The organism is Crassaminicella thermophila, from assembly GCF_008152325.1.
In the GTDB taxonomy this organism is placed as follows: domain Bacteria; phylum Bacillota; class Clostridia; order Peptostreptococcales; family Thermotaleaceae; genus Crassaminicella_A; species Crassaminicella_A thermophila.
Window position 1 is genome coordinate 2,026,204 of record NZ_CP042243.1, and the last position, 22,611, is coordinate 2,048,814.

The 22,611-nt window shown below is 30.6% G+C and carries 29 protein-coding genes and 2 pseudogenes; 2 read left to right on the plus strand and 29 right to left on the minus strand.

Annotation, left to right across the window (positions count from 1 at the left end):
- Nucleotides 1-12: 12 nt before the first annotated feature.
- The 8 genes from FQB35_RS10250 to FQB35_RS10285 all read right to left on the minus strand — a co-directional run bounded on the left by FQB35_RS10250 (nucleotide 13) and on the right by FQB35_RS10285 (nucleotide 8,456).
- Complete coding sequence (locus FQB35_RS10250) at nucleotides 13-966, minus strand: AAA family ATPase (protein ID WP_148809830.1); 954 nt, start codon at nucleotides 964-966, stop codon at nucleotides 13-15.
- A complete protein-coding gene (locus FQB35_RS10255) occupies nucleotides 936-1,958 on the minus strand; it encodes a hypothetical protein (RefSeq protein WP_148809831.1) in 1,023 nt (340 codons plus the stop codon). The genes FQB35_RS10250 and FQB35_RS10255 overlap by 31 nt, the downstream gene beginning before the upstream one ends.
- Entirely contained in the window at nucleotides 1,945-2,577 is a 633-nt protein-coding gene (locus FQB35_RS10260) for a hypothetical protein (RefSeq protein WP_148809832.1), read from the minus strand. The genes FQB35_RS10255 and FQB35_RS10260 overlap by 14 nt, the downstream gene beginning before the upstream one ends.
- 12 nt (nucleotides 2,578-2,589) lie before the next feature.
- Complete coding sequence (locus tag FQB35_RS10265; protein WP_148809833.1) at nucleotides 2,590-3,561, minus strand: glycerophosphoryl diester phosphodiesterase membrane domain-containing protein; 972 nt, start codon at nucleotides 3,559-3,561, stop codon at nucleotides 2,590-2,592.
- Nucleotides 3,562-3,734: 173 nt separating this feature from the next.
- On the minus strand, nucleotides 3,735-4,115 hold the full coding sequence (locus tag FQB35_RS10270; protein WP_148809834.1) for a DUF3221 domain-containing protein: 381 nt from the start codon (nucleotides 4,113-4,115) through the stop codon (nucleotides 3,735-3,737).
- 172 nt (nucleotides 4,116-4,287) lie between these two features.
- Nucleotides 4,288-6,888 carry a bifunctional acetaldehyde-CoA/alcohol dehydrogenase gene (gene adhE, locus FQB35_RS10275; protein ID WP_148809835.1) on the minus strand — a complete coding sequence of 867 codons (2,601 nt, stop codon included), beginning with the start codon at nucleotides 6,886-6,888 and terminating at the stop codon, nucleotides 4,288-4,290.
- Nucleotides 6,889-7,270: 382 nt separating this feature from the next.
- Nucleotides 7,271-8,026: a VCBS repeat-containing protein gene (locus FQB35_RS10280; protein WP_148809836.1), complete on the minus strand. Its 756-nt coding sequence runs from the start codon at nucleotides 8,024-8,026 to the stop codon at nucleotides 7,271-7,273.
- A 64-nt stretch (nucleotides 8,027-8,090) separates the two neighbouring features.
- Complete coding sequence (locus tag FQB35_RS10285) at nucleotides 8,091-8,456, minus strand: HsmA family protein (RefSeq protein WP_148809837.1); 366 nt, start codon at nucleotides 8,454-8,456, stop codon at nucleotides 8,091-8,093.
- A gap of 160 nt (nucleotides 8,457-8,616) precedes the next feature.
- Here FQB35_RS10285 and FQB35_RS10290 point away from each other — a divergent pair.
- A pseudogene (locus tag FQB35_RS10290) lies at nucleotides 8,617-9,219 on the plus strand (ABC transporter ATP-binding protein); the annotation flags it as partial.
- 176 nt (nucleotides 9,220-9,395) lie between these two features.
- On the opposite strand, the gene FQB35_RS16435 reads toward FQB35_RS10290, so the two are convergent.
- The 6 genes from FQB35_RS16435 to FQB35_RS10315 form a co-directional block, all read right to left on the minus strand.
- Entirely contained in the window at nucleotides 9,396-9,524 is a 129-nt protein-coding gene (locus FQB35_RS16435) for a hypothetical protein (protein WP_269902684.1), read from the minus strand.
- Nucleotides 9,521-10,381: a BRO-N domain-containing protein gene (locus FQB35_RS10295; protein WP_148809839.1), complete on the minus strand. Its 861-nt coding sequence runs from the start codon at nucleotides 10,379-10,381 to the stop codon at nucleotides 9,521-9,523. Before FQB35_RS10295 ends, FQB35_RS16435 begins: the two co-directional genes overlap by 4 nt.
- Nucleotides 10,382-10,819: 438 nt before the next feature.
- Complete coding sequence (locus FQB35_RS10300) at nucleotides 10,820-11,044, minus strand: hypothetical protein (protein ID WP_148809840.1); 225 nt, start codon at nucleotides 11,042-11,044, stop codon at nucleotides 10,820-10,822.
- Between the two features lie 123 nt (nucleotides 11,045-11,167).
- Nucleotides 11,168-11,335 (minus strand): 4Fe-4S binding protein, encoded by a 168-nt coding sequence (locus FQB35_RS10305; protein WP_148809841.1) that lies wholly within the window; start codon nucleotides 11,333-11,335, stop codon nucleotides 11,168-11,170.
- 83 nt (nucleotides 11,336-11,418) lie between these two features.
- The gene (locus FQB35_RS10310; RefSeq protein ID WP_148809842.1) at nucleotides 11,419-12,201 is read right to left on the minus strand and encodes a hypothetical protein; all 783 of its coding nucleotides are present in this window, start codon (nucleotides 12,199-12,201) and stop codon (nucleotides 11,419-11,421) included.
- A gap of 121 nt (nucleotides 12,202-12,322) precedes the next feature.
- The gene (locus FQB35_RS10315; protein WP_148809843.1) at nucleotides 12,323-12,844 is read right to left on the minus strand and encodes a type II toxin-antitoxin system antitoxin SocA domain-containing protein; all 522 of its coding nucleotides are present in this window, start codon (nucleotides 12,842-12,844) and stop codon (nucleotides 12,323-12,325) included.
- A 272-nt stretch (nucleotides 12,845-13,116) separates the two neighbouring features.
- Here FQB35_RS10315 and FQB35_RS16225 point away from each other — a divergent pair.
- Nucleotides 13,117-13,341: pseudogene (locus FQB35_RS16225) on the plus strand (LexA family protein); the annotation flags it as partial.
- A 231-nt stretch (nucleotides 13,342-13,572) separates the two neighbouring features.
- On the opposite strand, the gene FQB35_RS10325 reads toward FQB35_RS16225, so the two are convergent.
- The 15 genes from FQB35_RS10325 to FQB35_RS10390 form a co-directional block, all read right to left on the minus strand.
- Complete coding sequence (locus tag FQB35_RS10325; RefSeq protein ID WP_148809716.1) at nucleotides 13,573-13,878, minus strand: STAS-like domain-containing protein; 306 nt, start codon at nucleotides 13,876-13,878, stop codon at nucleotides 13,573-13,575.
- An 11-nt stretch (nucleotides 13,879-13,889) separates the two neighbouring features.
- Nucleotides 13,890-14,585, minus strand: a complete 696-nt coding sequence (locus FQB35_RS10330; RefSeq protein ID WP_148809845.1) for an ATP-binding protein — start codon at nucleotides 14,583-14,585, stop codon at nucleotides 13,890-13,892.
- An 81-nt stretch (nucleotides 14,586-14,666) separates the two neighbouring features.
- Nucleotides 14,667-14,843 carry a hypothetical protein gene (locus tag FQB35_RS15890; RefSeq protein ID WP_168198314.1) on the minus strand — a complete coding sequence of 59 codons (177 nt, stop codon included), beginning with the start codon at nucleotides 14,841-14,843 and terminating at the stop codon, nucleotides 14,667-14,669.
- Nucleotides 14,844-15,130: 287 nt separating this feature from the next.
- Nucleotides 15,131-15,331 carry a helix-turn-helix domain-containing protein gene (locus FQB35_RS10335; protein WP_148809718.1) on the minus strand — a complete coding sequence of 67 codons (201 nt, stop codon included), beginning with the start codon at nucleotides 15,329-15,331 and terminating at the stop codon, nucleotides 15,131-15,133.
- A 399-nt stretch (nucleotides 15,332-15,730) separates the two neighbouring features.
- Nucleotides 15,731-15,937 (minus strand): hypothetical protein, encoded by a 207-nt coding sequence (locus FQB35_RS10340; RefSeq protein WP_148809719.1) that lies wholly within the window; start codon nucleotides 15,935-15,937, stop codon nucleotides 15,731-15,733.
- Between the two features lie 4 nt (nucleotides 15,938-15,941).
- Complete coding sequence (locus tag FQB35_RS10345) at nucleotides 15,942-16,160, minus strand: hemolysin XhlA family protein (RefSeq protein ID WP_148809720.1); 219 nt, start codon at nucleotides 16,158-16,160, stop codon at nucleotides 15,942-15,944.
- 8 nt (nucleotides 16,161-16,168) lie between these two features.
- A complete protein-coding gene (locus FQB35_RS10350) occupies nucleotides 16,169-16,732 on the minus strand; it encodes a peptidoglycan recognition protein family protein (RefSeq protein ID WP_148809846.1) in 564 nt (187 codons plus the stop codon).
- Nucleotides 16,733-16,785: 53 nt separating this feature from the next.
- Nucleotides 16,786-17,190: a hypothetical protein gene (locus tag FQB35_RS10355; protein WP_148809722.1), complete on the minus strand. Its 405-nt coding sequence runs from the start codon at nucleotides 17,188-17,190 to the stop codon at nucleotides 16,786-16,788.
- A 16-nt stretch (nucleotides 17,191-17,206) separates the two neighbouring features.
- Nucleotides 17,207-18,490, minus strand: a complete 1,284-nt coding sequence (locus tag FQB35_RS10360; protein ID WP_148809847.1) for a pyocin knob domain-containing protein — start codon at nucleotides 18,488-18,490, stop codon at nucleotides 17,207-17,209.
- 12 nt (nucleotides 18,491-18,502) lie between these two features.
- The gene (locus FQB35_RS10365; RefSeq protein WP_148809848.1) at nucleotides 18,503-19,060 is read right to left on the minus strand and encodes a putative phage tail protein; all 558 of its coding nucleotides are present in this window, start codon (nucleotides 19,058-19,060) and stop codon (nucleotides 18,503-18,505) included.
- On the minus strand, nucleotides 19,050-20,117 hold the full coding sequence (locus tag FQB35_RS10370; RefSeq protein ID WP_148809849.1) for a baseplate J/gp47 family protein: 1,068 nt from the start codon (nucleotides 20,115-20,117) through the stop codon (nucleotides 19,050-19,052). Before FQB35_RS10370 ends, FQB35_RS10365 begins: the two co-directional genes overlap by 11 nt.
- Nucleotides 20,114-20,464, minus strand: a complete 351-nt coding sequence (locus FQB35_RS10375; protein ID WP_148809850.1) for a contractile injection system sheath initiator — start codon at nucleotides 20,462-20,464, stop codon at nucleotides 20,114-20,116. Before FQB35_RS10375 ends, FQB35_RS10370 begins: the two co-directional genes overlap by 4 nt.
- Before the next feature lie 12 nt (nucleotides 20,465-20,476).
- Nucleotides 20,477-20,962, minus strand: coding sequence for a hypothetical protein (locus tag FQB35_RS10380; protein ID WP_148809851.1), 486 nt, complete (start codon nucleotides 20,960-20,962; stop codon nucleotides 20,477-20,479).
- On the minus strand, nucleotides 20,962-21,966 hold the full coding sequence (locus FQB35_RS10385; RefSeq protein WP_148809852.1) for a hypothetical protein: 1,005 nt from the start codon (nucleotides 21,964-21,966) through the stop codon (nucleotides 20,962-20,964). The genes FQB35_RS10380 and FQB35_RS10385 overlap by 1 nt, the downstream gene beginning before the upstream one ends.
- Nucleotides 21,967-21,975: 9 nt before the next feature.
- Nucleotides 21,976-22,557: a LysM peptidoglycan-binding domain-containing protein gene (locus FQB35_RS10390; RefSeq protein WP_148809853.1), complete on the minus strand. Its 582-nt coding sequence runs from the start codon at nucleotides 22,555-22,557 to the stop codon at nucleotides 21,976-21,978.
- Between the last annotated feature and the right edge of the window lie 54 nt (nucleotides 22,558-22,611).

Consider the following 22,611-nt stretch of genomic DNA (forward strand, 5'->3'; position numbering starts at 1 on the left):
TTTTCACCACCCTTAGCGAGGAACTTTTACGTTAGATAAAATTTCATGTATTACATCCTCTGGTTTGATTCCTTCGACATAGGCTTCTGGCTTAAGTGTGATTCTATGCCTTAATACTGGATAAGCAACCTTTTTTATATCCTCTGGAATAACAAAATCCCTCTCCATCAATACTGCATTTGCTTTAGAAGCTTGTAACAAAGAAATAGACCCTCTAGGACTGCTTCCTATTTCTATAAAAGGAGATTCCCTTGTTTTTTGAATGATATTAACCATATATTCTATTAATAAATCCTCAACAGTAATATTTGCTATCTCTCTTTGACAGTTTAAAATATCTTCACTACTTCCAATTTGCTTTATATCAATATCATAAAGACTTTTATCAAAGCCTTTATGATATTTTTTCATTATCTCTACTTCGCCTTCAATAGAAGGGTAATCTATATGCACCTTCATTAAGAATCTATCTAACAATGCTTCTGGTAAAGGATATGTCCCTTCATATTCTATTGGGTTTTGTGTAGCAAAAACAATAAAAGGTTCCTCTAACTTATAGCTTTCACCATCAATAGTAACTCTTCTTTCCTCCATAGCCTCTAAAAGCCCTGCTTGAGTTTTTGGAGGAGTTCTATTAATCTCATCTCCTAATAGTAAATTTGTAAATATAGGTCCTTTAATAAACTTAAACTCTTTCTCTTTTATATTGTAAATTCTAGCTCCTGTAATATCCGATGGCATTAAATCTGGTGTAAATTGTACTCTCTTAAAATCTACCCCCATTGTTTTTGCTAATGATTTAATTAGCAATGTTTTTCCTAAACCGGGTACCCCTTCTAAAAGAAGATGTCCATTTGTTAAAATAGCTATTAATATTAAATCTATTACTTTTTCTTGTTCGACAATAATTTTCCCTAATTCTCCTTTTATACCTCTTATAAACGCTTTTGTTTGAATCGCTTCCAACCCTCTTCTCTCCTTCTTACTAACATTTGAATAAGTTTATCCATTTTTTTTATCATTCGAAAAGTATCCTTTCTATTTTCATCTTTAATCTCTTTTCCATAACGAAATATCTGTATTGCTTCCTCTTTATATGGAAGGTTATCCTTTTCCCACAAACAAATCCATTCATCAGCATTTCTTAATCCTTTATAAATCTTTTTTATCTCACGTTGTAACTCCTCATAGAAAGCTTTATAGATAATATCCACACATCCACTCTTTTCATAAAGATTTGCAGATGCATATAAATATTCATTTTCATCTCTTTCAATTTCATCTACAATTCTCTTGGCTTTTCCAAATCTCTTTCCTAAGTAAACTATGCAGCCTATTGTAAATAATAAGAATTGCAATAGTATAATTTTTACCGGAAAAGAAAGATTTTTATATAAAGAAGGATTTTGTCCATGCGAAAACCTATAATATTCATTAAAACATATTTCTCCTTCTAAAGAATCTAGACACTTTAAAATAAAATAAGCTCCTTCCTTATCTTTTAGTAAAGTTTCATTTGTTATTAAACGAATATCTCCTATTAAGAGCCTTCCTTTACCTAAGGAATATAAATAAGCACTATCCTTATATTTTTCTAACAAGTCAGGATAAACATATTTATCATACCGATCTGTTAAGTAAATCAAATTTCCTCCACCCTTTATCCAGCTTTCAGCATCTTTTAAATCAAAACGATTTAAAGACTTATTTTCAGTTATAACATAAATCCCGCTTTCCCCTTTTTCTATAAAATTCTCTGCATCAACCTTTACAGCATAACCTATTTTTTTTAACGTATCGTAAAAAATAGAAATACCCTCATAAGAAGTATTCAATGGCAAAATTTCATTATTTCTATTTGCCTTTCCAACACTTCTATCAATTATATGAAAATAATTATTCATAAAGATCAATAAAATAATAAGTATAAAAATCCCTATAATATTACGTTTTTTCATTATATTTATTAACCTCCATAAAAAGGTCGTCAATCTTTTCTTTATATTCAACAAATTTTTCTTTATGAATTTTTTTGTTGCCATACCAAATACGGTAAAAGTAATCTCCTATATCTTGAAAAACCTTTACTCCTTTAAAGTTTTTCTTTTTCAATATATTTATAATTTCATAATTAGTTTTTGATTTATCCATAATGCATAGAGATTTTTCATTCATATAAAATATCATACTAATAAAATAAAGTCTTACTGCATCTTTATAGTTTTCTTCTTTTTCACAACTAATTGCCTTTTTATACAAACTCTCATAAGTAGTATCATCATCAATGGTTTCTCCATAGATTATCTTCTTATGTACTACTGAAGGACTTTTTGATTTGAAAAAATAATAAAATAAAACTATTATTAAAAAAATCCCAAAAATAATAAATATATTTTGGTTAATTGAAATACTCCCATTTGAAGGTATATATCCCTTATTTAATGATTTTTTCAAAATTTCAAAGATTCTTTCCAAGATTTTTTTGAATACATTTTCCGTTTGCTTTAAATGCATATACTTAGAACTATCTATAATTTTATCTACTACTTTTTCAAATATTTCTTTTTTGGGAATCACTTTTTTTCTCCTCTATTCAATATTGGTATCTAAAGTTATAAAATTATCTTCATCCCCTTTTTGCTTAAGCCGATCAATCATATGATCAATTTTCAACCCTTCCGTTTTATATTTCATATTTATATAATAAAGTGTCCAAATAATTGGCCCAACAGGTCCTAACAATATCCCTAATACAAAATTTAAAATTGGACGAACTATTATTCCATACATAATAATTTGTGATACAATAGATTCTCCTCCTTGTACTTTTCCTAATAAGAAACATACAAAACTAGAAATAACTCCAATAGCTGAATACACAGATAAATTAACTCCCCATTCAAACATAGATATACTCAATACTCTAAAAAAATTCTTAAAAACTTCTCCTTTGGCAAATCTTATACTCTTCTTTATAGATTCAAAACCTTTTGATTCCTCAAAGATTGCTATATGTATAGCATAAAATAAGTAAGTTCCTATAATTGCCATAATAAAAGAACTTACTAGAGCATTAATAACAATTACCCAAATAGTTCCTGAAGCCAATTTTTTTTGCAGCATGGTAATAGTAGTAAGCTTAACCCCTCCTATTCCCATAATAATAATTATAGGTAATAAGCAAACTGCTAGAGCAGTAACAATACGAAGAATAGGCTTAAAGCTTGAAAAAGCCTTTCCTACAGCCTCAGATGCACCTACGTCTTCTCCATTTACATACCCATAAGCCATATGAAAAATGCCCGCTTTATTCATACATACAAATGTAACAAGACCAATAAACATAACAAAGCCAAAAATAATGAATCCAAAGGTAGAGCCAAAGTCAACCCAAGTTAACAGAGGAACACATATCAAGCCTCCTGCAATCACAATAAAAATTGACATGATAGAAAATAGGATTTGATATCCTATCAAACTTTTAAACTTTTTTCTATATAGTTCCATAGAAAAATCTAGTACCTTTGCATCAGATATTTTGTTGTCAAACCACTTCTGCATAATTCCCCTCCTTATGTCTTTTGATATCATTGTAACATAACTTTTTTACTTTATGGAAAATAGTTTCATTTAATCCATAATTTATTATATTTCAATTTATTGTTTATATCAAATATTAAATTATTTAATATTAAAATGCTAGTCACTATTTAACTAGACTAGCATTTTAATATTTATACCTTTAATCCATTGACTATCATTGCTGTTCCTTGTGGCGGTATACTTCTTGTTAATATGCCGTTAAAAATTATATCTACATTCTGACCAATTTTTAACTTTTCAAAAGTTATTACAATTGTATTTTCATTTATATGAAAAATATATTCAATTCCTTTGCTATCTTCTATCAGCAACGATCTTTTCCCATCTCTTATAATAATTTTTTTAATTTTACCTGTAATCATTTCAAGGTTATCTTCTTTTACTTTTTCTTGCCTATATTCTACTGGACTATAAAAACTTTTCAAATATTGTACACTTTTCTGATTTAATTTCATAGTAAAACCCATTATACAAAGTAATATAATAAAAGATACTATAGCTTTTCTTTTCATATAAATCATTCCTTTGTGAGATATTATCTAACATTATTATTTAGTTTTTTAAAAAATATTATCCTAATTTATAAATTAAATATCTTCACAAGGAATATAGTTTGTAAAAACATTACAAACATGTAAATACTGGTCAGGCTTTTTACTTTATTAAGCCTGACCATATAATATATTATTTTTTGCTATTTTTTTGTTCTTCAAAAATATTAATATACATCTGCTTAATTTCACTGATTAATGGATATCTTGGGTTAGCTCCTGTACATTGATCATCAAAAGCCTGTTCACTCATTTTATCTAAAGTCGCATAGAATTTATGCTTAGAAACGCCTGCTTCACTTATTGTCTTTGGTATATTTATCTTCGCTTTTAATTCATCAATAGCCTTAATAAGTAATTCTACCTTTTCATCATCTGTATTGCCGCCTAAATTTAAATAATCAGCAATTCTAGCATATCTCCATTTAGCATTTGGATATTTATATTGTGGAAATGCTGCTTGTTTTCTTGGATTATCTACTGCATTGAATCTGATAACCTCATTAATTAATAATCCATTAGCTACACCGTGTGGTATATGATGCATTGCTCCTAATTTATGTGCCATTGAGTGACATATTCCTAAGAAAGCATTTGCAAAAGCCATACCTGCAATAGTTGAAGCATGTGCCATTTTTTCTCTTGCTTTTACATTTTTTTCTCCGTCCTGATAAGCTTGTGGTAAATATTTAAATATCAATCGAATTGCTTCTAATGCTAATCCATTCGTATATTCTGAAGCAAGTACAGAAGCATAAGCTTCTATAGCATGAGTTAGAGCATCTATACCAGAAGCAGCAGTAAGTCCTTTTGGCATATTCATCATCAACTCAGCATCTACTATAGCCATATCTGGAGTTAACTCATAATCAGCTAATGGATATTTAACTCCTGTCTTCTCATCAGTAATAACTGCAAAAGGAGTAACCTCTGAACCTGTACCTGCTGAAGTTGGAACTGCTATCATCATTGCTTTTTCTCCCATCTTAGGGAATGTATATACTCTTTTTCTTATGTCCATAAATCTCATTGCAAGATCTTCAAATATTACCTCTGGATGTTCATACATTACCCACATAATCTTAGCAGCATCCATAGGTGAACCTCCACCTAGTGCTATAATTGCATCTGGCTCAAAGCTCTTCATTTCAGCAGCACCTTTTTTAGCAGTCTCTAAAGTTGGATCTGGTTCTACATCGAAAAATACCTTATAATCAATTTCTATTTCATCCAATACCTTTGTAATCTTATCAACAAATCCTAATTGATATAAAACCTTATCTGTTACAATAAATGCTTTCTTTTTATTCATATCCTTTAACTCTCTTAGCGCAACGGCAAGGCTACCGTATTTAAAGTATATTTTCTCTGGCACTCTAAACCAAAGCATATTTTCTCTCCTCTCTGCTACGTTCTTGATGTTTAATAGATGCTTAACTCCAACATTCTCTGATACAGAGTTTCCGCCCCAAGAACCACAGCCTAACGTTAATGAAGGATCTAACTTAAAGTTATAGATATCTCCTATAGCACCTTGAGATGATGGCATATTAATTATTGTTCTTCCTGTCTTCATAGCTGCACCGAATTTTTCAATTCTGTCTTTTGATTTAACTTGATCAGTATACAATACAGAAGTATGTCCAAATCCTCCCAATTCAACAAGTCTCACTGCTTTTTTAAGAGCTTCATCAAAGCTTTTTACCTTATACATAGCAAGAATTGGTGATAGTTTTTCATGTGAGAACGGTTCTTCAAGCTCTACAGATTCAACCTCTCCTATCAAAACTTTAGTAGAATCTGGAACCTTAACCCCTGCCATTTCTGCAATCTTACATGCTGATTGACCAACTATATTTACATTTAATGAACCATTTATGAGTATTACCTTTCTAACTTTATCTATTTCATCTTTCTTAAGTAAGTAAGCTCCTCTTTCTGCAAATTCTTTCTTCACTTCATCATATATTTCTTCCATAACTATTACAGATTGTTCAGAAGCACAAATTACTCCATTATCAAAGCTTTTTGAAAGAAGAATTGAATTTACTGCCATTTTTATATGAGCAGTCTCATCAATAATTGCTGGTGTATTTCCTGCTCCAACACCTATAGCTGGCTTTCCAGATGAATAAGCAGCTTTTACCATTCCAGGTCCACCAGTAGCTAAAATCATATCAGCTTCTCTCATTACACATTGAGAAAGTTCTAATGAAGGATTATCAATCCATCCAATAATTCCTTCTGGTGCTCCAGCCTTAACTGCTGCTTCTAATACAATTTTAGCTGCAGCAATTGTTGATTTTTTTGCTCTTGGATGTGGAGAGAATATGATACCATTTCTAGTTTTTAAAGCTATAAGAGCTTTAAATATTGCTGTTGATGTTGGATTTGTAGTTGGTACTACTGCAGCTACAACCCCTATTGGTTCTGCAACTTTTGCAATACCAAAAGAATTATCCTTCTCTATAACTCCACAAGTTTTTTCATCCTTGTATTTGTTATAAATATATTCAGAAGCAAAATGATTCTTTATAACCTTATCTTCTAAAATCCCCATTCCTGTTTCTTCAACTGCCATTTTTGCAAGTTGAATCCTTGCATTATTTGCTGCCATAGCTGCTTGCCTAAAAATTTTATCTACTTCTTCTTGCGTATAGGTAGCAAATTTTCTTTGCGCTTGTCTTACCTCTTCTAATTTTTTCATTAATTCTTCTAAATTTGTAACTGCCATATTTTGCACTCCTTTATTTAGTTAATTTTTTAACAATTATTTCTTAAAAAAATATATTTTTTTAATTTTTATTATTTTTCATTCAAATCACTGCTGTTAATTTGATGATTATTTAATTTATGTGTTAATATTATCACAATATTTTTTGTTTATCAAGTATTTTTTGTAAATGTAATTCCACTTAATACATAATCTTCCTGACATTTATTCTGGATTTGTGCGTTAAACCTTTTGAATTTAACAGGTTTTGTGATTGTTCTTTTTCATTTTTTGTTTGTTTATTTTTTAACACTTTATGTTTGTTAATTATCAAACAATAAAAAATAATCCCCTCATAACTTTCTATGAAACAAGGGGATAACGAACCTCAAACATCTATTATTTATTGCATTAAATTTTTCCCAAATATTCCTACTGTTTGAAAAAAGTATACAAAACGCTGCCCATTCCACTTAAGAGACGTTTGAACATAGCCTAACCCGTCTGCATTGTATCTTCCTGCAATACGCTGCTCTGCATATAATTCATAAGTACCATCTCTTTGAAAATCTATAGGATATAATCCTCCTAATGGATTTACCCATCCTTTAATAAGCTCTTTTAATTTGCCGTTTTTATCGTAAATCTCTGATAAATAAGACGCTCCCTTATAGGTAATATCTAGTGTATACTTTGTATTGGTATTTTTACTAATAACCTCTACTTTATAATCATCTAAATAGTTTACTTCGTACATATATGCTGCATTAAATTTTTCAAAATCAAAGAGAATCTTTGGCTTATTATTTACAAAAGAGTAAATATAATAAAAAGCATATCCACCGCTTCCTCCAGAATTTATACTGATTAAAATATCATCTATCTTATCTCCTGAAAAATCTCCTAAAAATAACGTTGGATTATAACCTGCATTTTCTTTTAATTTAATGATGCCTACAGCATTAGTTTTTCCATCTATAATCTTTAGTCTTATATTATCTCTAAAGGGACTTTCTTTTCCATATGGTAGATCTCCTATTAAATAAACATAGTCAATCACACCATCTCCGTTAACATCCCCTTTTTTAAAATCTAATATATAACAGTTCTTATTACTTGAATCCATATACCTTGGAAAATACATTGGATAATAAAACATATTATATCTCCTCTCAGTCATTAAACTTACTGATATAATATGCAATATCTATGAATTTGCTTACTTATTTTACAATATTTAACATCATACCTGTAAGATACGGAATTAACCAAATAAACCAAACAAATAGACTAAATTTATGAAAATTCATTATAGATTCTTTATTTTTTCTTAATAAAACTATAGTAGCCCAAACTGCATGAAAAAGCATAAGTAAGATAGCAAGTGCACCAGTAATGCCATGTAAATTAAGTTTTATTCCTTTACTCATCTTTTCCATCATTATAGTACCTAAAGTGTCAAAACATAACCCTATCCAAAATAGTCCTAAATGCCATTTTTTAAGTTCCCCTGCAAATTTTTCACTCCAGACAGCAACAGTATAAAAAAGCAATGCCAAAGTTATAGAAACAATAGAAAATATTAACATACAATTAGTCCTCCCTATTCTGTAATAAGTTACAGTATGTACAATTATTCTCTTATATATACAAAGAAGGTTTCATTTTTATATGCTTAAATCACAAAAATTTTCCTATTGAATACTATAAAAGTATACTGAAGTTTTCGGCTTAGGGAGGAATATACCCATGGAAAAAATTGTAGAAATAAAAAATGTATCTATGAATTATCATACATTAGATCGGGAAACAGTAGCTCTAAAAGACTTGTCCTTTGAAGTATATAAGGGAGAAATTGTTGTAATTGTAGGTCCTAGTGGATGTGGAAAATCAACGATTCTATCAATTATATCAGGACTCATAAAACCTTCCTCTGGTGAAGTTATTGTAAATGGTAAACCCGTAAGCGGTACAAACAAAACAATAGGCTATATGTTTCAAAAAGACCATTTATTCGAATGGAGAAATATCCTAAAAAACGTTTTAATTGGACTAGAAATACAAAACAAGCTTAATGAAGAAACAAAGGCTAGAACTGAAAAACTATTGGAAATGTACGGATTAGGTGAATTTAAAAATTACTATCCAAGCCAACTTTCTGGTGGAATGCGGCAAAGGGTAGCTCTTATCAGAACTTTGGCAATAAAACCAGAACTGCTACTACTTGATGAACCATTTTCAGCACTAGATTATCAAACACGACTTGCCGTAGCAGACGACATTGGAAGGATACTAAAAAAAGAAGAAAAAACAGCAATTATGGTGACTCACGATATATCAGAAGCTATATCCTCTAAATGGTTACTTTTTAGATAATATTGGTAATGGTTTTGGCAATGCAGTTATGAACTTAGCATATTGGTTTCCGTAATTAATAATGTTAAGGCTATGGAAAGGCTTCATATTTAATCCATTTTCTATGGTGCTCTTATCCTACTCATGCTTGTCACCCCATAATAAAAAGCACCCTATACAGAGTACTTTTTATTTTGCTTTTTATCTTTTTTATAATTAGTGTTTATATATATTGTATCTTCAATTTGAATTGAATCTAGCCAATCAATATCTAAACTAATTTCAATTACTGGTGTATTCATGCTACTTCACCACCATTGTTAATATACACAACACGATAAGTCTTACTTCTATTTGTTGAAGTAACATATTTAATATCAGTAGGATAATTATTATCCAATAACCATTGTTTTACTTTATCAATAACAGTTTTTGTATATTGTGTTGTAGTCCCCATATGTCCATTCTTCTCGAAAGAAACTGTTTCTTTTTCATTATCACCTATTTCTATATTTTCTAAAATAGCTTTGATTGCTTGACCATGAGGTTTATTTGTTTTAGAATATATACCTACTACTTTAGCAATGCTTTCGAGATCAAATATTTCTTTATCTGCTTTCAATTCTTCTATCGGCAAGTCTATTCCCGCTTTACGATATATCTGCTTAAGTGCTAATGCTTGATATTGTGGCTTTAATCCTGCTTTGTCCAGTACAGGAAGCATTATCTTTGCTGTTTCATTTAGTGTTGTTAGGCTTTCTATTTCATCAGCCTTATCTCTAAGCATTTCGGGATTAGCATTATTAGTGATGTATGCCCCTTCTTTTCTGATAGATGGAAGAACTTCGCTCGTTACCCAATCAGTAAATTCTTCTGCTTCTCGTTTAGGGCTTCTAAAAGATAATTTATAGACACCTGCTTCTGTTAAAAAGTTCTCTCCACGATTATTAAGTGGTTCGTCAAAATTTCGGAAGTGCATATCTTGCACATCTGAATTTGTTAACCTAATTTTGTGCTTTTCGCCATAATTTCTTATAGTGCTTTTAACATCTTCAATCTCTAATACATCTCCAACATCTTGTGCGTGGAAGTAAGCATTACTTTCCTTATCTAATACTATTCTTACTTGGTGACCTTTAAATAGTGTCAACTCTTTCATTATAACTCCTCCTTTATTTTCCCCTTGGAGTATGCTATAATGAATATAGCAATGCCCTTTGGGGGTTGTCTTTGTTTTAGGGATTCTGCAAACTTTGGTCGGGGAGCAGAGCCCCTTTTAATTTACTCATTTTCTTGCTTTGAACTTTCTTTGATGCCTAAATCTTTTTTAATCAGTTCTAAAACATAATCTTGTATAGTTTTACCTTCTTCAATAGTTTTGAACTTGATTTTTTTATGCACATCATCACTTACTCTAATTGTTAAAGATTTCAGGTTTACCACCTCCTTTATTGACATATTACCATATTTACTTATTGACGTCAATACTATTTTGCCTAAAGTCATAAAAAATATACATAAAAAAAAGACTACCTAAAAGTAGTCCATTCTGCAAGAATTACATATTCATCTTTCATACCATTATTTTACTCCACCACTAAATTAGAAGAACCATATTTAGAAAAAGTGAAGTATTTAATTTTTGTGCTGCTCCACTTGGAATCTTTGTATTCCTGTTCGCACTATATTTTTTCGCAGACAAAATATTTTTCCCAGTGATTGAAACTTCTTTTAATGCAGCAGGTAAAGCTGTGGTTTTTACTTTTACTAATGCAAAACTAGTTGCCTTTTGGACAGTTGGTACTGCAGTGTTTATGGGCATAGTTTCTTTTATTATCGCTTACATAAAGCAAAAAAGAACATAAAAATTAAAGATGCAAGATTATTTTGTAAAGTAATTTTAGATATTAAAAAGAGCTTTGATTATACCCAAGGCTCTTTACATTTATTTTATCACTATAGCTTTTGATGGACATGAAACCACGCAAGAACGACACTTTATACATCTAGACATATCTATCGAAACGATATCTTCTTCTATAGCGTTGACAGGACAAATTTCTATGCATTTCTTGCATCCACTACATTTACTTTGTTCTACTTTTATAATCATAATCTCCCCCCACCTCGTCTTTAGTATATATTATGTATTTGATGTTTAATGTTTTAAAATAAAAATAAATAAGAACCCTTTTCCTATGGGTTCGTGCTATTAAGCTTGAATAATGCTTCATATATATATTTATCATCTGCTTTATATGTAATTTTAACTTTATCTTTTTTAAGATTTTCATCTATGCACCGCTGTATTTCTACCTCTGTAACTTTATTATATTGATGATTATTTATAAAATTTGCTATATCAATTAACCTAGCTCCATATTCTATCAATTCTTTATCGAATAAATTAATTAACTTATCCAATAAAGTACTATCTTTTTCATCGTATAATTTTAATATTCCTAATGAATTTTGCTTCATTAATTCTTTTATTCCTTGTTCTGTATCTTTTGGTAATATATCATTGAAAAAATCACCGTTTATCCTAACAATCAATGCTCCAAGATCAATATCTCTATCACTATCATACCATTCCTTTATTTTCTGCTCAATACAACTTTTCAAGTGTTCTCTTTCAGAGTTAATAACTGATTTTAAAATTTGATTTTTTATGAAATATACCAACGTAAACATATGATTGTATGTTTTACTATGTTCTTTTTCTACTATACTTTCCTTATTTATTGGGCATCCCATAAACAACAAATACAAAATCAACAAAGAAAATATAGATGTAACTGCAACTTTTAAATTATCAATGGCATAAGTATGAATTTGTATATAAAATAGAGTAAAAATTAAAGCTGATATCACTATTGCCCAACTAAATAGTTTAAAACAATACCCTATATATCTTTTTTTATTAAATATACACTTTTTTCTAATTCCTGGTGGATTTTCATGTTTGCCTTTAGCCAAGCCATTTTGGACTCTTAATTTTTGCCAATCTTCTCGAATTCCAAAAAAATATAAAAAGCACGTACCAATAATATAATAGCAGAACCAGATACACGCATATTTATTTTGTACAATTAACAACTTAAAATTCATGGAGTTCTATAGCTCTTTCTATGTCTATTTCTTCTTTTAATTCTGTATATAACCATAAATCTTCTTTATGCGAATAATCTGATATTTCTGCTGCAGTATACATATCAAATTTATCTAATACTTTTTTAAGAATTTCTTTCTCTTTCTCTTCATATGCGCTGTTTTTAAGCTTAATTCCTGGTAAAATTACAGTTCCGTAATTTGTACTCTTTAATTTTATTAACTTAGCTTCCGCAAAAAAATCCAAATGATCATCTAAGTTTTCTATTACAGGTCCATGATAATCTTTAATAAATTTATAGTTTAACAGTATGTCTCCATATTTTTTATAATATAAAAACTGAGCATAAAATAGAAGTTTATTCAACTTAGTTTTATATAATCTTTGTGTAGTTCTTTGTGCAAAATAAAGAATACACTTAACCAAATTCACTTGATCCCTTAACCTTACATTCCTAATCGGTTCTTTTTGTTGTCTATTATGTTCATTCAGATAAATCACCTTACTCACCCTTCCCCCCTCCTTTCATTTCTACATTTTACTATGATATCCTTCTTTTTGCAAAATTTGTCGAGCGATTTTGTTTTAGTTTAATCCTCCTAGTCATTTCCAAATAATGTTTATTCTATACTTATTTTTTACCCTCATATAATCTATGAAAAACTTGTTCAAAATTAAGATAAAAATTAATCTTATTAATATTATATCACTAATTCAAATATATACGAACATATGTTTGTTTTTATTTCTAATATATGGTATTATTTTCTTGAGGTGATTCTATGAATCGTACTTTAAGTAAAAGACAACAACAAATACTTGATTATATAAGAAAAGAAATAGACGAGAAAGGCTATCCTCCTACTGTTAGAGAAATTTGTGATTCTGTTGGTTTGAGTTCTTCTTCTACTGTACATGGACATTTAGAAAATCTTGAAAAGAATGGTTATATTAGAAGGGATTCAACTAAGCCAAGATGCATTGAAATAGTAGAAAAGGAAAATAACAAACATATCATAGTTCAGGCTTCAAAAGATAATATTGCTCTTGGGATTCTAAAAGGAGATCATATACTTTTGAAAAATGTTTCTCCTAAAAAAGATGATATTATAGCTGTGCGCATTAATGATAAGATTTCTTTCAGGAAATATACTAGATCGGCTAAGAATATTCTAGGCGTTGTCGAAGGGGTGTTTAGGAAGTTATAAAGGAAGGGCAGGAAATCTTTCCTGCCCTGTTTAATTGATTGCGTTATTTTTTAAATTTGACCATCTTGATGCCATAACATATTTAACAACACTTGAAATTGTGTCATTCATATTATTAAACTTTATTCTTTTTTTGAAGTTATCTAAGCCTATCTCAAGTAACATTTTTCCAAAAACTTCGTCTGCGCAAGATTGATTGATTCCTTCAACATTAATAAAGTCAATTACTATATCTTGGTCTTGTTTATTGAATTCAACAATTATTTTTTGTCTAATGTTTGCTCCCAAATCTCTAGTGCTTAAAACTTTTCCCCATTGATCCATTCTAATCACCATAAAGCACCTCCTTAAATCCAATCAAAATCCTCCGTACTATCCATCGGAAATTCCCTATCAAATATATTTTTTACATTTACCTCATTGTCTAATTGAAACTCTAACGCTACTATTGTTCCTGTCCAGCAATCAATATCCATTTGTAATACATCATTTCCATTTTTTATCAAACATAACCCCTTTCCGGAAATAATTTTCATTCTTCCATAGTTTTCTTTTATAAATTCTGATGAGAAAAATAGTCCTTCTCCAGTATGGCCTTTTCCATATTTACTTGATATACCTTTTCTTAGTGCATAAAGTATATATTCGTGGTCATAGACTAAGCAATCCCTTTCTGAAGGGTCTATATTATTGCTGGATTTTAAACTTTTTGGTATGCCAATTCCGCAATCTGCAATACATATTTCAAGCTTTCTTTTATTTCGATAAGTTTGTGCACATATAAAACCGTTAATAGGCGATAATGAATGACGTATTGTATTATCTACTATTTCTCCTATTGAATATGAAACCGCTTCTAATATATTAGAATCTCCTTTTATTTGTGATTGAAAAATATGTTTAAAGTGCTCTGCTATTTGTGAATCTTCATTTGGATTCTGCCCTTTTAATTTCTTTTTAAGTTCCATCAATCTATTTGAACAGTCATATCTACATTGTGTTATACCTATATCAACACCAAAAAGCGTTGTAAAAAAATCCATTCGTTCAAAGTAAGAATTTACATGTTTAGAAGGTATTAATTTGTACTCATTTGCTATTTTTATTATGCTGACAATACTTAATCAAACAGGCCAAAAGTGCAAAAATCCAACTGGAGAAATAAATGTTAAATGTTCTAAGTCAAAAACAAGACTATCATATTTTGTGTAATTATTATTCAACACATTATTATTATCTGCCAAAAAACTATCTAATGTATCAAAATTTAACGCTCCTCGAACTCTTACAGTTAAATCCAAAGTTAATCCCCCTTTTTAGTAAAACATTTTTCCTTTTTTGTCAATTAATACTATTTCTACATAATATTTAAACTTTCCTCTTTTTTACTAAAATAGGGAATACATACATTATATCAGAACATACGTTCTCGGCAAAGCAATATTATAATTTCAAAAGGGTAGGAGTAATCCTACCTTATCAATACATTCTATATCTCCCCATCTATAGCAGCAACTTCATCCTGCTATACACACATTCCCCTAAACACAGCATATACCACTCTCTTATTGCTTTTTCGTAGGAAATATTAATTAGTTGATTTTTCATATAATTCGTCTAATGTCATGCCAAGATAATCAGCAATTTTTTTCGCAACACCAATTTTCATACTATTAAAATTCTTTTTCCCAGATACATAATCTGATATAGTTTGTTGTGGTATCCCTATATCCTTTGATAACCTGTAACCAGAAACATTGTTATCTTCTAATACTTTTTTAAATGCCATTTAATCACCCTATTTCCTTCTTAATAGATCAATTATTAGTAGTGTTATCCCTAGATAGAATAATACATCAAATACTTTATATGGTGTTAATAAGTGAAGTGCTTGAATAATCAATAAGCCTACTAGATATTTTTTTTATTCATAGTTTTTATGCTAGATGTGATATAATAGTATTAAGAGTTGGGGCTTTTTTTAGCCCTGTGATTAGTCGTTTCTATCTCTTTGAAGTGCAACTACTATGGCGATGGTACTTACTACTTCGAAGATGATATGGACGACTTTTTTTCAATTTCATCTAGCATTTCCTCACCTCTCTTTCTTAATTATATTATACCGTATTTTTCGGTATAGTGTCAAGAAATATTTTTCCATTTTTCTCAAAAATCAAAAAACAGGAGCCTAAGCCCCTGCGTCTTCTTTCTTCTCACTTTTTGGATCATGCTTCGTGAAAAAGAAAGTAGTAATACTGCTGCTACTAGCAATCAAAGCACCTAAAATCATTAGTATCATTTTTTCTTGTCTAAAATAGAATAATGCTCCTGAAAGGACAAGAAGCACTATTAAAGCATATACATATTCAAATTTGATTTTCCTTATAAATTCCATAATATTACCTCCCTATGTTTTGTATGTACCAAAAGAAAAAGCCTAGCAATGTAGTACCGCCTAGCATTACTAAAGCTTTAATCCAGCTTGTTAGATTCTCTAATTTTTCTATCAAGCTTGTAATTTTCTCTCCTGTTTTTGCATTATTTATTTCTAGTTGTTTAATTCTATCAGCATGATTGTTTAAACGATTTACAATCTCCTCGTGTCTTTCACATACCATAGCAACACCTACTTTCTATCTGTTAATTGATCCAGTAATGCAAATACTTCTCCTCTTGTAATTGGATCATTGAATCTCTTTTCATGTATTGTAATGCCCTTGTTGTTAAGATTAATAAAACACTTTTCGGCCCAATGTTTTTTCTTTCTTTGAAAAGCTTCAGCAAGTACTTTGTTCATAGGAAACTTAGTTCCAGGACAACTCTTGTATTTTGCAAAATGATTATGTCCGTAAATCTTCATCTTTCCATATCGCTTAAATATATCTTCTAATAACTCATAAAGCTTATCTAATTGCGCCTGTGGTGGTTCTGCTATATCAAAATTTCCTACCAAACAAATTCCAATTGATTCAAAATTGCAATGCTGTTCTTTGCAATGCGCTCCTGGTGTCTTTTCATCTCTGCCTTTTAGAATTTCATATTTATCTCCAACTTTTTCTATCACATAATGATAGCCTATATCGCTCCATCCCCTAACCTGCATATGATATCTTTTGATTGCATTAAAATCAACAACCTTACCATCTTTAGTAAGGCTATGATGTAAAATAATTTTATTTGGATTATTCATATTGCATTTCCTCCTCTTTTCTGCATAAAAATAACACCTATAAGGTGCTTATACTATGCATTTTCAATCTCTGTTTTTTTCTGTTGATACTCTTGTTGTAGTCTTGTTACTTCAGCATCTTCACCTAAATCTCTCGCATCTCTAATAAGTTGCAAGTATTGATTTTTAAGTTCTTCTAATTTTTTCTCCTTTAGTTCTTCTGTTATATCAGTTTCTACTCGCCCATCTACAGGTGTATAATCAACACCATCTACATTAATTAAATCTGTATTAGTTATATCATCTACATAATCACCATTATCTAAATCGAATTTTACCCATTTATAAATTCTTGTATTTCCTTCTTCAACCTTTTCTAGCTTCATTTCTTTTCCATACCACTTTTTAATCACAGCATTTTGAATTCCTGTATCAACTTCTTCGACTTCAAAAACTGTACCATTTTCTACACTAAACATATCATTACCCTCCTTATTAATCTAATACATATCCATAAACAACAGAATTGTAACTGGAAGTAACATCAACATAAATACTTAAACTTGAATCAAATCTTATTGGGGCATTTACAAAAGTTAAACTACCTGATGTATCAGCATATGTTTGCATTACATAATCACTTAAATTTATAATATCACTACCATCTATGTTTACTCTTAAAGAATACAAATCTGCATTATCACAAAGGTGTACTGCGAGATTTATTAACTCTCCACTTCCGGTTATATTAAGTATATTTACTTCACCTACATCTCCTCTAATATGGTCTACTGCCCCTACTCTAATTTTACTCGCATCGTAAGCATTTCCATTCAAATTTTTCCACTTCCCTCCATAGTAATATTGTAAACTTCCATTGTATTCTCTGAAATGCAATCCATCTACCATGTCTGCATCAAGCCCACTACCGGAACCATCATGCATATTTGTCCATACTTTAGCCCATGCTGTCCATGTTCCACTATATCTACTTCTTACATACATGGCGTTGCCGCTATTATATTGAACTGCTATCTGCATAGCATTTCCACCTATTGTGCTATAGAAATAAGTTTGAATATGCCAATAGTGAACCGAATCTGGTGCATTACCGTGCTTAGTTAGTATATGTCCATAAGTAGTAGTATTAGGGTCTTGGTTAGTTGTACCTAAATTTACTAATGTCATAAACTCTGTATAATTTTTCCCATCTAACTTATCACTATCTGCTGCCTTTGAGGTTTTGTCAAGTTTACTATTTGCGGTATTCAAAGCTACTACTGCTTTGTCATATGCGGTTTTAACTGCTTTACTACTTGCTGCAACAGTCGAACTTGTACTGGTTACACTATCACTTATGGCTCTTTGTGCTGTTATATAGCCTACATCATTACTTAACTGACTTAATTTTGTCGGCTTTATGCTATCCGCATAATTCTTTGCATTTTGTTCTGCGGTATCCGCTTTCGCCTGTGCTCCTGATGGTGTTTCTTTCGAATTCCAATCGGATTTTTCGCTGTCAGTGACAAATCTATGAGTGCTATCTTCTGTAATCATGGTTGCTGGATGCACAGAAGGATGTTGATAGTTATTTGCATTGTCTTCTATACTATCCAACTTTGTTTTATCCTCTTTGCTCATCCTGCCATCTTCTGTAGCACTTGCTTTTTTAGCGACTTCAGCATCAATAATATCCATGTTTTCATTAATCATATCAATATCCGCAGTTTCATTCCCAGCAGGTTTTTTAAGACCAATATTAGTTGTCAAATCAGGCATTATATCACCTCGCTATACAATTATTTGCCTTGTTTTTAAATTGTCCCAAGTACCTGTTTTTACGTCATTCCAAGTTATATTTTTTACTTCACTCCATACTGTATAAGTAAATTCATATTCTACTGCCAGATGTGCTGGTTTGATTTCCTCTATTGCTGCTTTCAAATCTTCTATGTTGGGGGGTATGCCTCTTGTATCGATAAATTTTATGATAAAGATATATGATTCAAAGTTTTCTATAACCTCAACAGTACCCTTATCATAACTCTCAGCTACCGATTTTATTAAATCTTTTGTTACTGTTGCATTTCCCCTAATTCTACCTATTATTACACTTCTTCTTTGATCAATAGGTTTTAGTATATCGGTTGGTATATTTAAAAGTTCCTCATATTTTTCAAGACCTTCATCAGTAGCTGTAGCTAACAATAATTCTATTTCTAGTTTGTCAATTTCATTTTGTATATCATCTAATGCTTTACCTAACACATTTAATTCCTTATCATTTATACCATTATCTTTATATAAACCATCTGGCAACTGATTCTTAATTATTTCTTTATACAACATTTATAACACCTGCCTGTGCTACTTCTGTTTCTGCAAGAACAATATTAGTTGTAGGACTAGTTATATCAACATCATCAACCTCATTTAATTTAAATAAAGCATTAATTATTCCAGCTATCTTTACAACTCCTCCTATTTCTATAGATTCTATATAATTTTTTATTGTATCTTCTACAATCATTCTGATATCATCAATAGTATTAGTTACACTTGGAGTAATAGTTACATCTACATTAACATTAACTACAGTAGGTTTTATTACCTTTGCATCAGCTCCAACAGGTCTTCTTTCATCAATATAAGATTGCACTTCACTTACCAAAACATCACTTGGTAACCCCGAAGAAGTAGAAATAAGAATATCAACTGTTCCAGCTCCTCGATTCAAAGGTAATGCTTTTGCTATAGTCACTCCTTCAACAGCAAGTGCCCAGTTTTCATAATCTTTTTTATTCCCTCCAAGCTGAGGGCTTCTCACTTTCTCAAGTAACCTTTTTCTATATTCTTCTTCATCTTCTAAATCGGTACCACCAGTAAATGGCTCAAGATTAATCACATATTCTATTCCCGCAGGTGGTTCCGTTAAAATTGTAAAAGTTCCTGCTTCAACATTTCCATTTGTTCCTGGTTCCTCTGCTTCAGCTACTATATCTACATATGTATTTCCAACAGTAAGAATAGCTTCTTCTGTAGTTACTCCTCTGATTATTACCCCATTTCTTTCTAATGTAGAAAAGGAAGTTCCAGCAGGAATCAGAATATCTTCTATAGCAGCAGTATTCCTTCCCATTCTCACAATTCCTGTTGCTTTTGTTGCTTGTTTTCTATCCACCCCATAAATATAACCATGAAGTTCTAAATATTCTCCTGTAGCTGTTTGAGGAAAAGCTTGCTTCAATATATACCCTTGATTATAAAAGAGTCCTTCTATTTGTGAAGCTAAAACTTTCGATTTTATTGCTATATCAGAAGCACTTGAAATTTGACTTACACCTAATTCTTGAGCAAAATCTTGAAGCATTTCTTGTAATATTTCTTGCATATCTTTCTGTATCAAGCAAACACCTCCATTTTATCCTGGATTCCATTCCAAATAAAAAAGATAAGAATTAATATTTTTTTCTTATCTATCAAACTTACTTCAATTTTTTCAATTGTAATATCCTCTTCTGGTTTAAGTGCCTCTCTTACATATACATCTGCCATTTGAGGAACTTCAGATCTTTTCGCTCTATATAGAAGTTTTAATCTACTTCCTAATGTTTCATCATGAATAAAGCTTCCTCTTTCTATTGTAAGCCTTATCATCATGCTTTGTTTCTTTGCTTCAATCCCTGTAATCATTTGCACATCCCCAAGCCCTTTTCTAACCAAATCACCTTTTTCTATTTTATAATCAATCATTTATTCACCACCCTAGATGGTTTTAAAATCTCCAGCTTTTACCGTGCCATTTGTTGTAATTCCATCTGTTACATTTAAACTCTTATTAATAGTTACATCACCATTAACACTCATATTGTTTTGTATTACAACACTACCATCTTTTTTAATTACAACAGCATTGTTTATTACTACATCTCCATTATTTTTACATCTTATAGTAGCACCTCCCATTGAATATATTTCAGTTTCTCCAGCAGGAATAGTTGTATCAACTTCTGTTCCTACAGCTACAATAGTTTTTCCGTTAAACCAATTTTTAATTAACTCTACCGACTTACCACTTGGCGGATTCCATCTGATTCCAAATGGAGCAATAAGCGGTATTTCTCTATATTCACCTACACCATTAGCATTAATTCCTTGTCCAGTATCAGAACTCGTTACCGTTGCTAATTCACTTGTATTATAATTGTTTTGTTTATTTTCTCTATCTCTTTTTCTTTGAAAGCTACTCATTACAATCCCTCCCAAAGCGGTCTTAGTCTTATAATTTTTTCATTTCCTACATTATTATTCTTTTTATGTCTTACTCCAACAACAAAAAAGACACCATCTGTTTTGGTGACTTTATCTTTTACATATGCAGTTTTATTAGTTTCTATCTTATGTCTGCCATTGATAGTTATTTCAATTTCAAAACTTCCTCTTTTTCTTTCATCTACATACCTTTTAGCAATTTTTTCTCCTTCTGCTATATTTTTAGCATCTCCATTTTCAATAATCATTCTTCTTGCATATCCTAAAGCTGTTAATACTGTATCTTTGAATTTTGCAGTAAAAGTTTTCTTACTATGACCTCTTACCCATACCTCTGATTTTATATCTGCACCTCTTTTCCTCTTAGAAAATCTTTTCATTCTTATAGCATTTGATATGGACATATCATTGCTAAATGTATATGAAGGTTCTTCTTTATAATTTAAAACATCTGCTATTATCGTACTATTTGAAGTACACCAAAGCCACATTCCGAGCTTTTTACACTCTCTAAATAAAGTATCCCATTCACTATCACCTACTTCTACAACTATTTTATCTATAACCTTGTCATAAATAGGATTTACTTGGAAATTTGTAAAACCATATGGCGCAGCAATCTTTTTTAAAAAATCGCTGAATTTCAATTTGTAATATGTTTTAGGTTCTGCATCATTCTCTAAAAGCAGCATTGATCGATCTCTGCCATCTATTTCAATCTTTGCTCCTTCTTCTCCCCAAGTTTCATCCAGATCATCAGCCATTCCATCCAATATAATCTCATTATCCTCATAGATTCTAAATCTATCATTAGGATTTAACATCTCAGCATTTACACCATGTCCATCAGGACCAACTGGATTATCAATAATTATGTTAAAGTGATCCGCAGGAATATCCATAGAAGTTTCAATATCATACTCACTCATTCTTTGTATCTTAAATTGCTTTTTATGTTTATTACTATCTACTATAACCAGCATATATCTCACCTACACAATCAGCTTTTGTCCTGGATAAATCAAATTTGGATTCTTTATAGAAGGATTTTTCTTTACAATTTCTTTCCACGTAGTTCCATATCTTTTAGCAATTAAAGAAAGGCATTCTCCTTTTTTTACGATATGTTCTTTTAATTCAGCTTTACTAATCATTGCTGGTTTTGCCTCATATGTATAAGGTAAAACCATCTCTTTCTTAACTTCAACTATTTTTGTTTCAGGAATATGCTCTATAAAACTAAAGCTATATCTTACATAGTTTGGTGTTGGCTCCTGCTCAGGTTCTAGCCTTGTAAATACTGCCTGTTGTATTTGCCATACGGGATGTACTAATAAGCCAGGTCCTGGATCATAGAATACGGAAGCTAATTTTCCAAACTCTTCATATGCTCCTTCCCCAATAAATTCTCCCGTACCCGATACTTCCCTAGGCTTCATGCCTAAATCCTCTACTTCATTAATATTTGTATAAGGATAATGATGTACAGCTGTATTCTTTTCATATCTCATGGTATAAGTAGATGGGTTGACTGGCCATATATAACTTTTATATTTCAATGGAGCTAAAGACATTTCCTCACTTCCTTTCTTTTTCTTGCTTCATATTTAAGCCATTTTCTATGGTGC

Bases quoted from the DNA above. Each gene is read 5' to 3' on its own strand.
- FQB35_RS10375 (WP_148809850.1), bottom strand. From the start codon at position 20,464: ATGATTGATTATAAAATAGAAAAAGGTGATTTGGTTAGAAAAGGGCTT.
- FQB35_RS10295 (WP_148809839.1), bottom strand. From the start codon at position 10,381: ATGAAAGAGTTGACACTATTTAAAGGTCACCAAGTAAGAATAGTATTA.
- adhE (WP_148809835.1), bottom strand. From the start codon at position 6,888: ATGGCAGTTACAAATTTAGAAGAATTAATGAAAAAATTAGAAGAGGTA.
- FQB35_RS10265 (WP_148809833.1), bottom strand. From the start codon at position 3,561: ATGCAGAAGTGGTTTGACAACAAAATATCTGATGCAAAGGTACTAGAT.
- FQB35_RS10340 (WP_148809719.1), bottom strand. From the start codon at position 15,937: ATGGAATTTATAAGGAAAATCAAATTTGAATATGTATATGCTTTAATA.
- FQB35_RS10380 (WP_148809851.1), bottom strand. From the start codon at position 20,962: ATGAGTAGCTTTCAAAGAAAAAGAGATAGAGAAAATAAACAAAACAAT.
- FQB35_RS10385 (WP_148809852.1), bottom strand. From the start codon at position 21,966: ATGCTGGTTATAGTAGATAGTAATAAACATAAAAAGCAATTTAAGATA.
- FQB35_RS16435 (WP_269902684.1), bottom strand. From the start codon at position 9,524: ATGAATACACCAGTAATTGAAATTAGTTTAGATATTGATTGGCTAGAT.
- FQB35_RS10345 (WP_148809720.1), bottom strand. From the start codon at position 16,160: ATGGTATGTGAAAGACACGAGGAGATTGTAAATCGTTTAAACAATCAT.
- FQB35_RS10355 (WP_148809722.1), bottom strand. From the start codon at position 17,190: ATGTTTAGTGTAGAAAATGGTACAGTTTTTGAAGTCGAAGAAGTTGAT.
- FQB35_RS10330 (WP_148809845.1), bottom strand. From the start codon at position 14,585: ATGGATTTTTTTACAACGCTTTTTGGTGTTGATATAGGTATAACACAA.
- FQB35_RS10300 (WP_148809840.1), bottom strand. From the start codon at position 11,044: ATGCCCATAAACACTGCAGTACCAACTGTCCAAAAGGCAACTAGTTTT.
- FQB35_RS10305 (WP_148809841.1), bottom strand. From the start codon at position 11,335: ATGATTATAAAAGTAGAACAAAGTAAATGTAGTGGATGCAAGAAATGC.
- FQB35_RS10325 (WP_148809716.1), bottom strand. From the start codon at position 13,878: ATGGTGATTAGAATGGATCAATGGGGAAAAGTTTTAAGCACTAGAGAT.
- FQB35_RS10285 (WP_148809837.1), bottom strand. From the start codon at position 8,456: ATGTTAATATTTTCTATTGTTTCTATAACTTTGGCATTGCTTTTTTAT.
- FQB35_RS10360 (WP_148809847.1), bottom strand. From the start codon at position 18,490: ATGCCTGATTTGACAACTAATATTGGTCTTAAAAAACCTGCTGGGAAT.
- FQB35_RS10365 (WP_148809848.1), bottom strand. From the start codon at position 19,060: ATGTTGTATAAAGAAATAATTAAGAATCAGTTGCCAGATGGTTTATAT.
- FQB35_RS10350 (WP_148809846.1), bottom strand. From the start codon at position 16,732: ATGAATAATCCAAATAAAATTATTTTACATCATAGCCTTACTAAAGAT.
- FQB35_RS10270 (WP_148809834.1), bottom strand. From the start codon at position 4,115: ATGAAAAGAAAAGCTATAGTATCTTTTATTATATTACTTTGTATAATG.
- FQB35_RS10255 (WP_148809831.1), bottom strand. From the start codon at position 1,958: ATGAAAAAACGTAATATTATAGGGATTTTTATACTTATTATTTTATTG.
- FQB35_RS10390 (WP_148809853.1), bottom strand. From the start codon at position 22,557: ATGTCTTTAGCTCCATTGAAATATAAAAGTTATATATGGCCAGTCAAC.
- FQB35_RS10280 (WP_148809836.1), bottom strand. From the start codon at position 8,026: ATGTTTTATTATCCAATGTATTTTCCAAGGTATATGGATTCAAGTAAT.
- FQB35_RS10335 (WP_148809718.1), bottom strand. From the start codon at position 15,331: ATGGCATTTAAAAAAGTATTAGAAGATAACAATGTTTCTGGTTACAGG.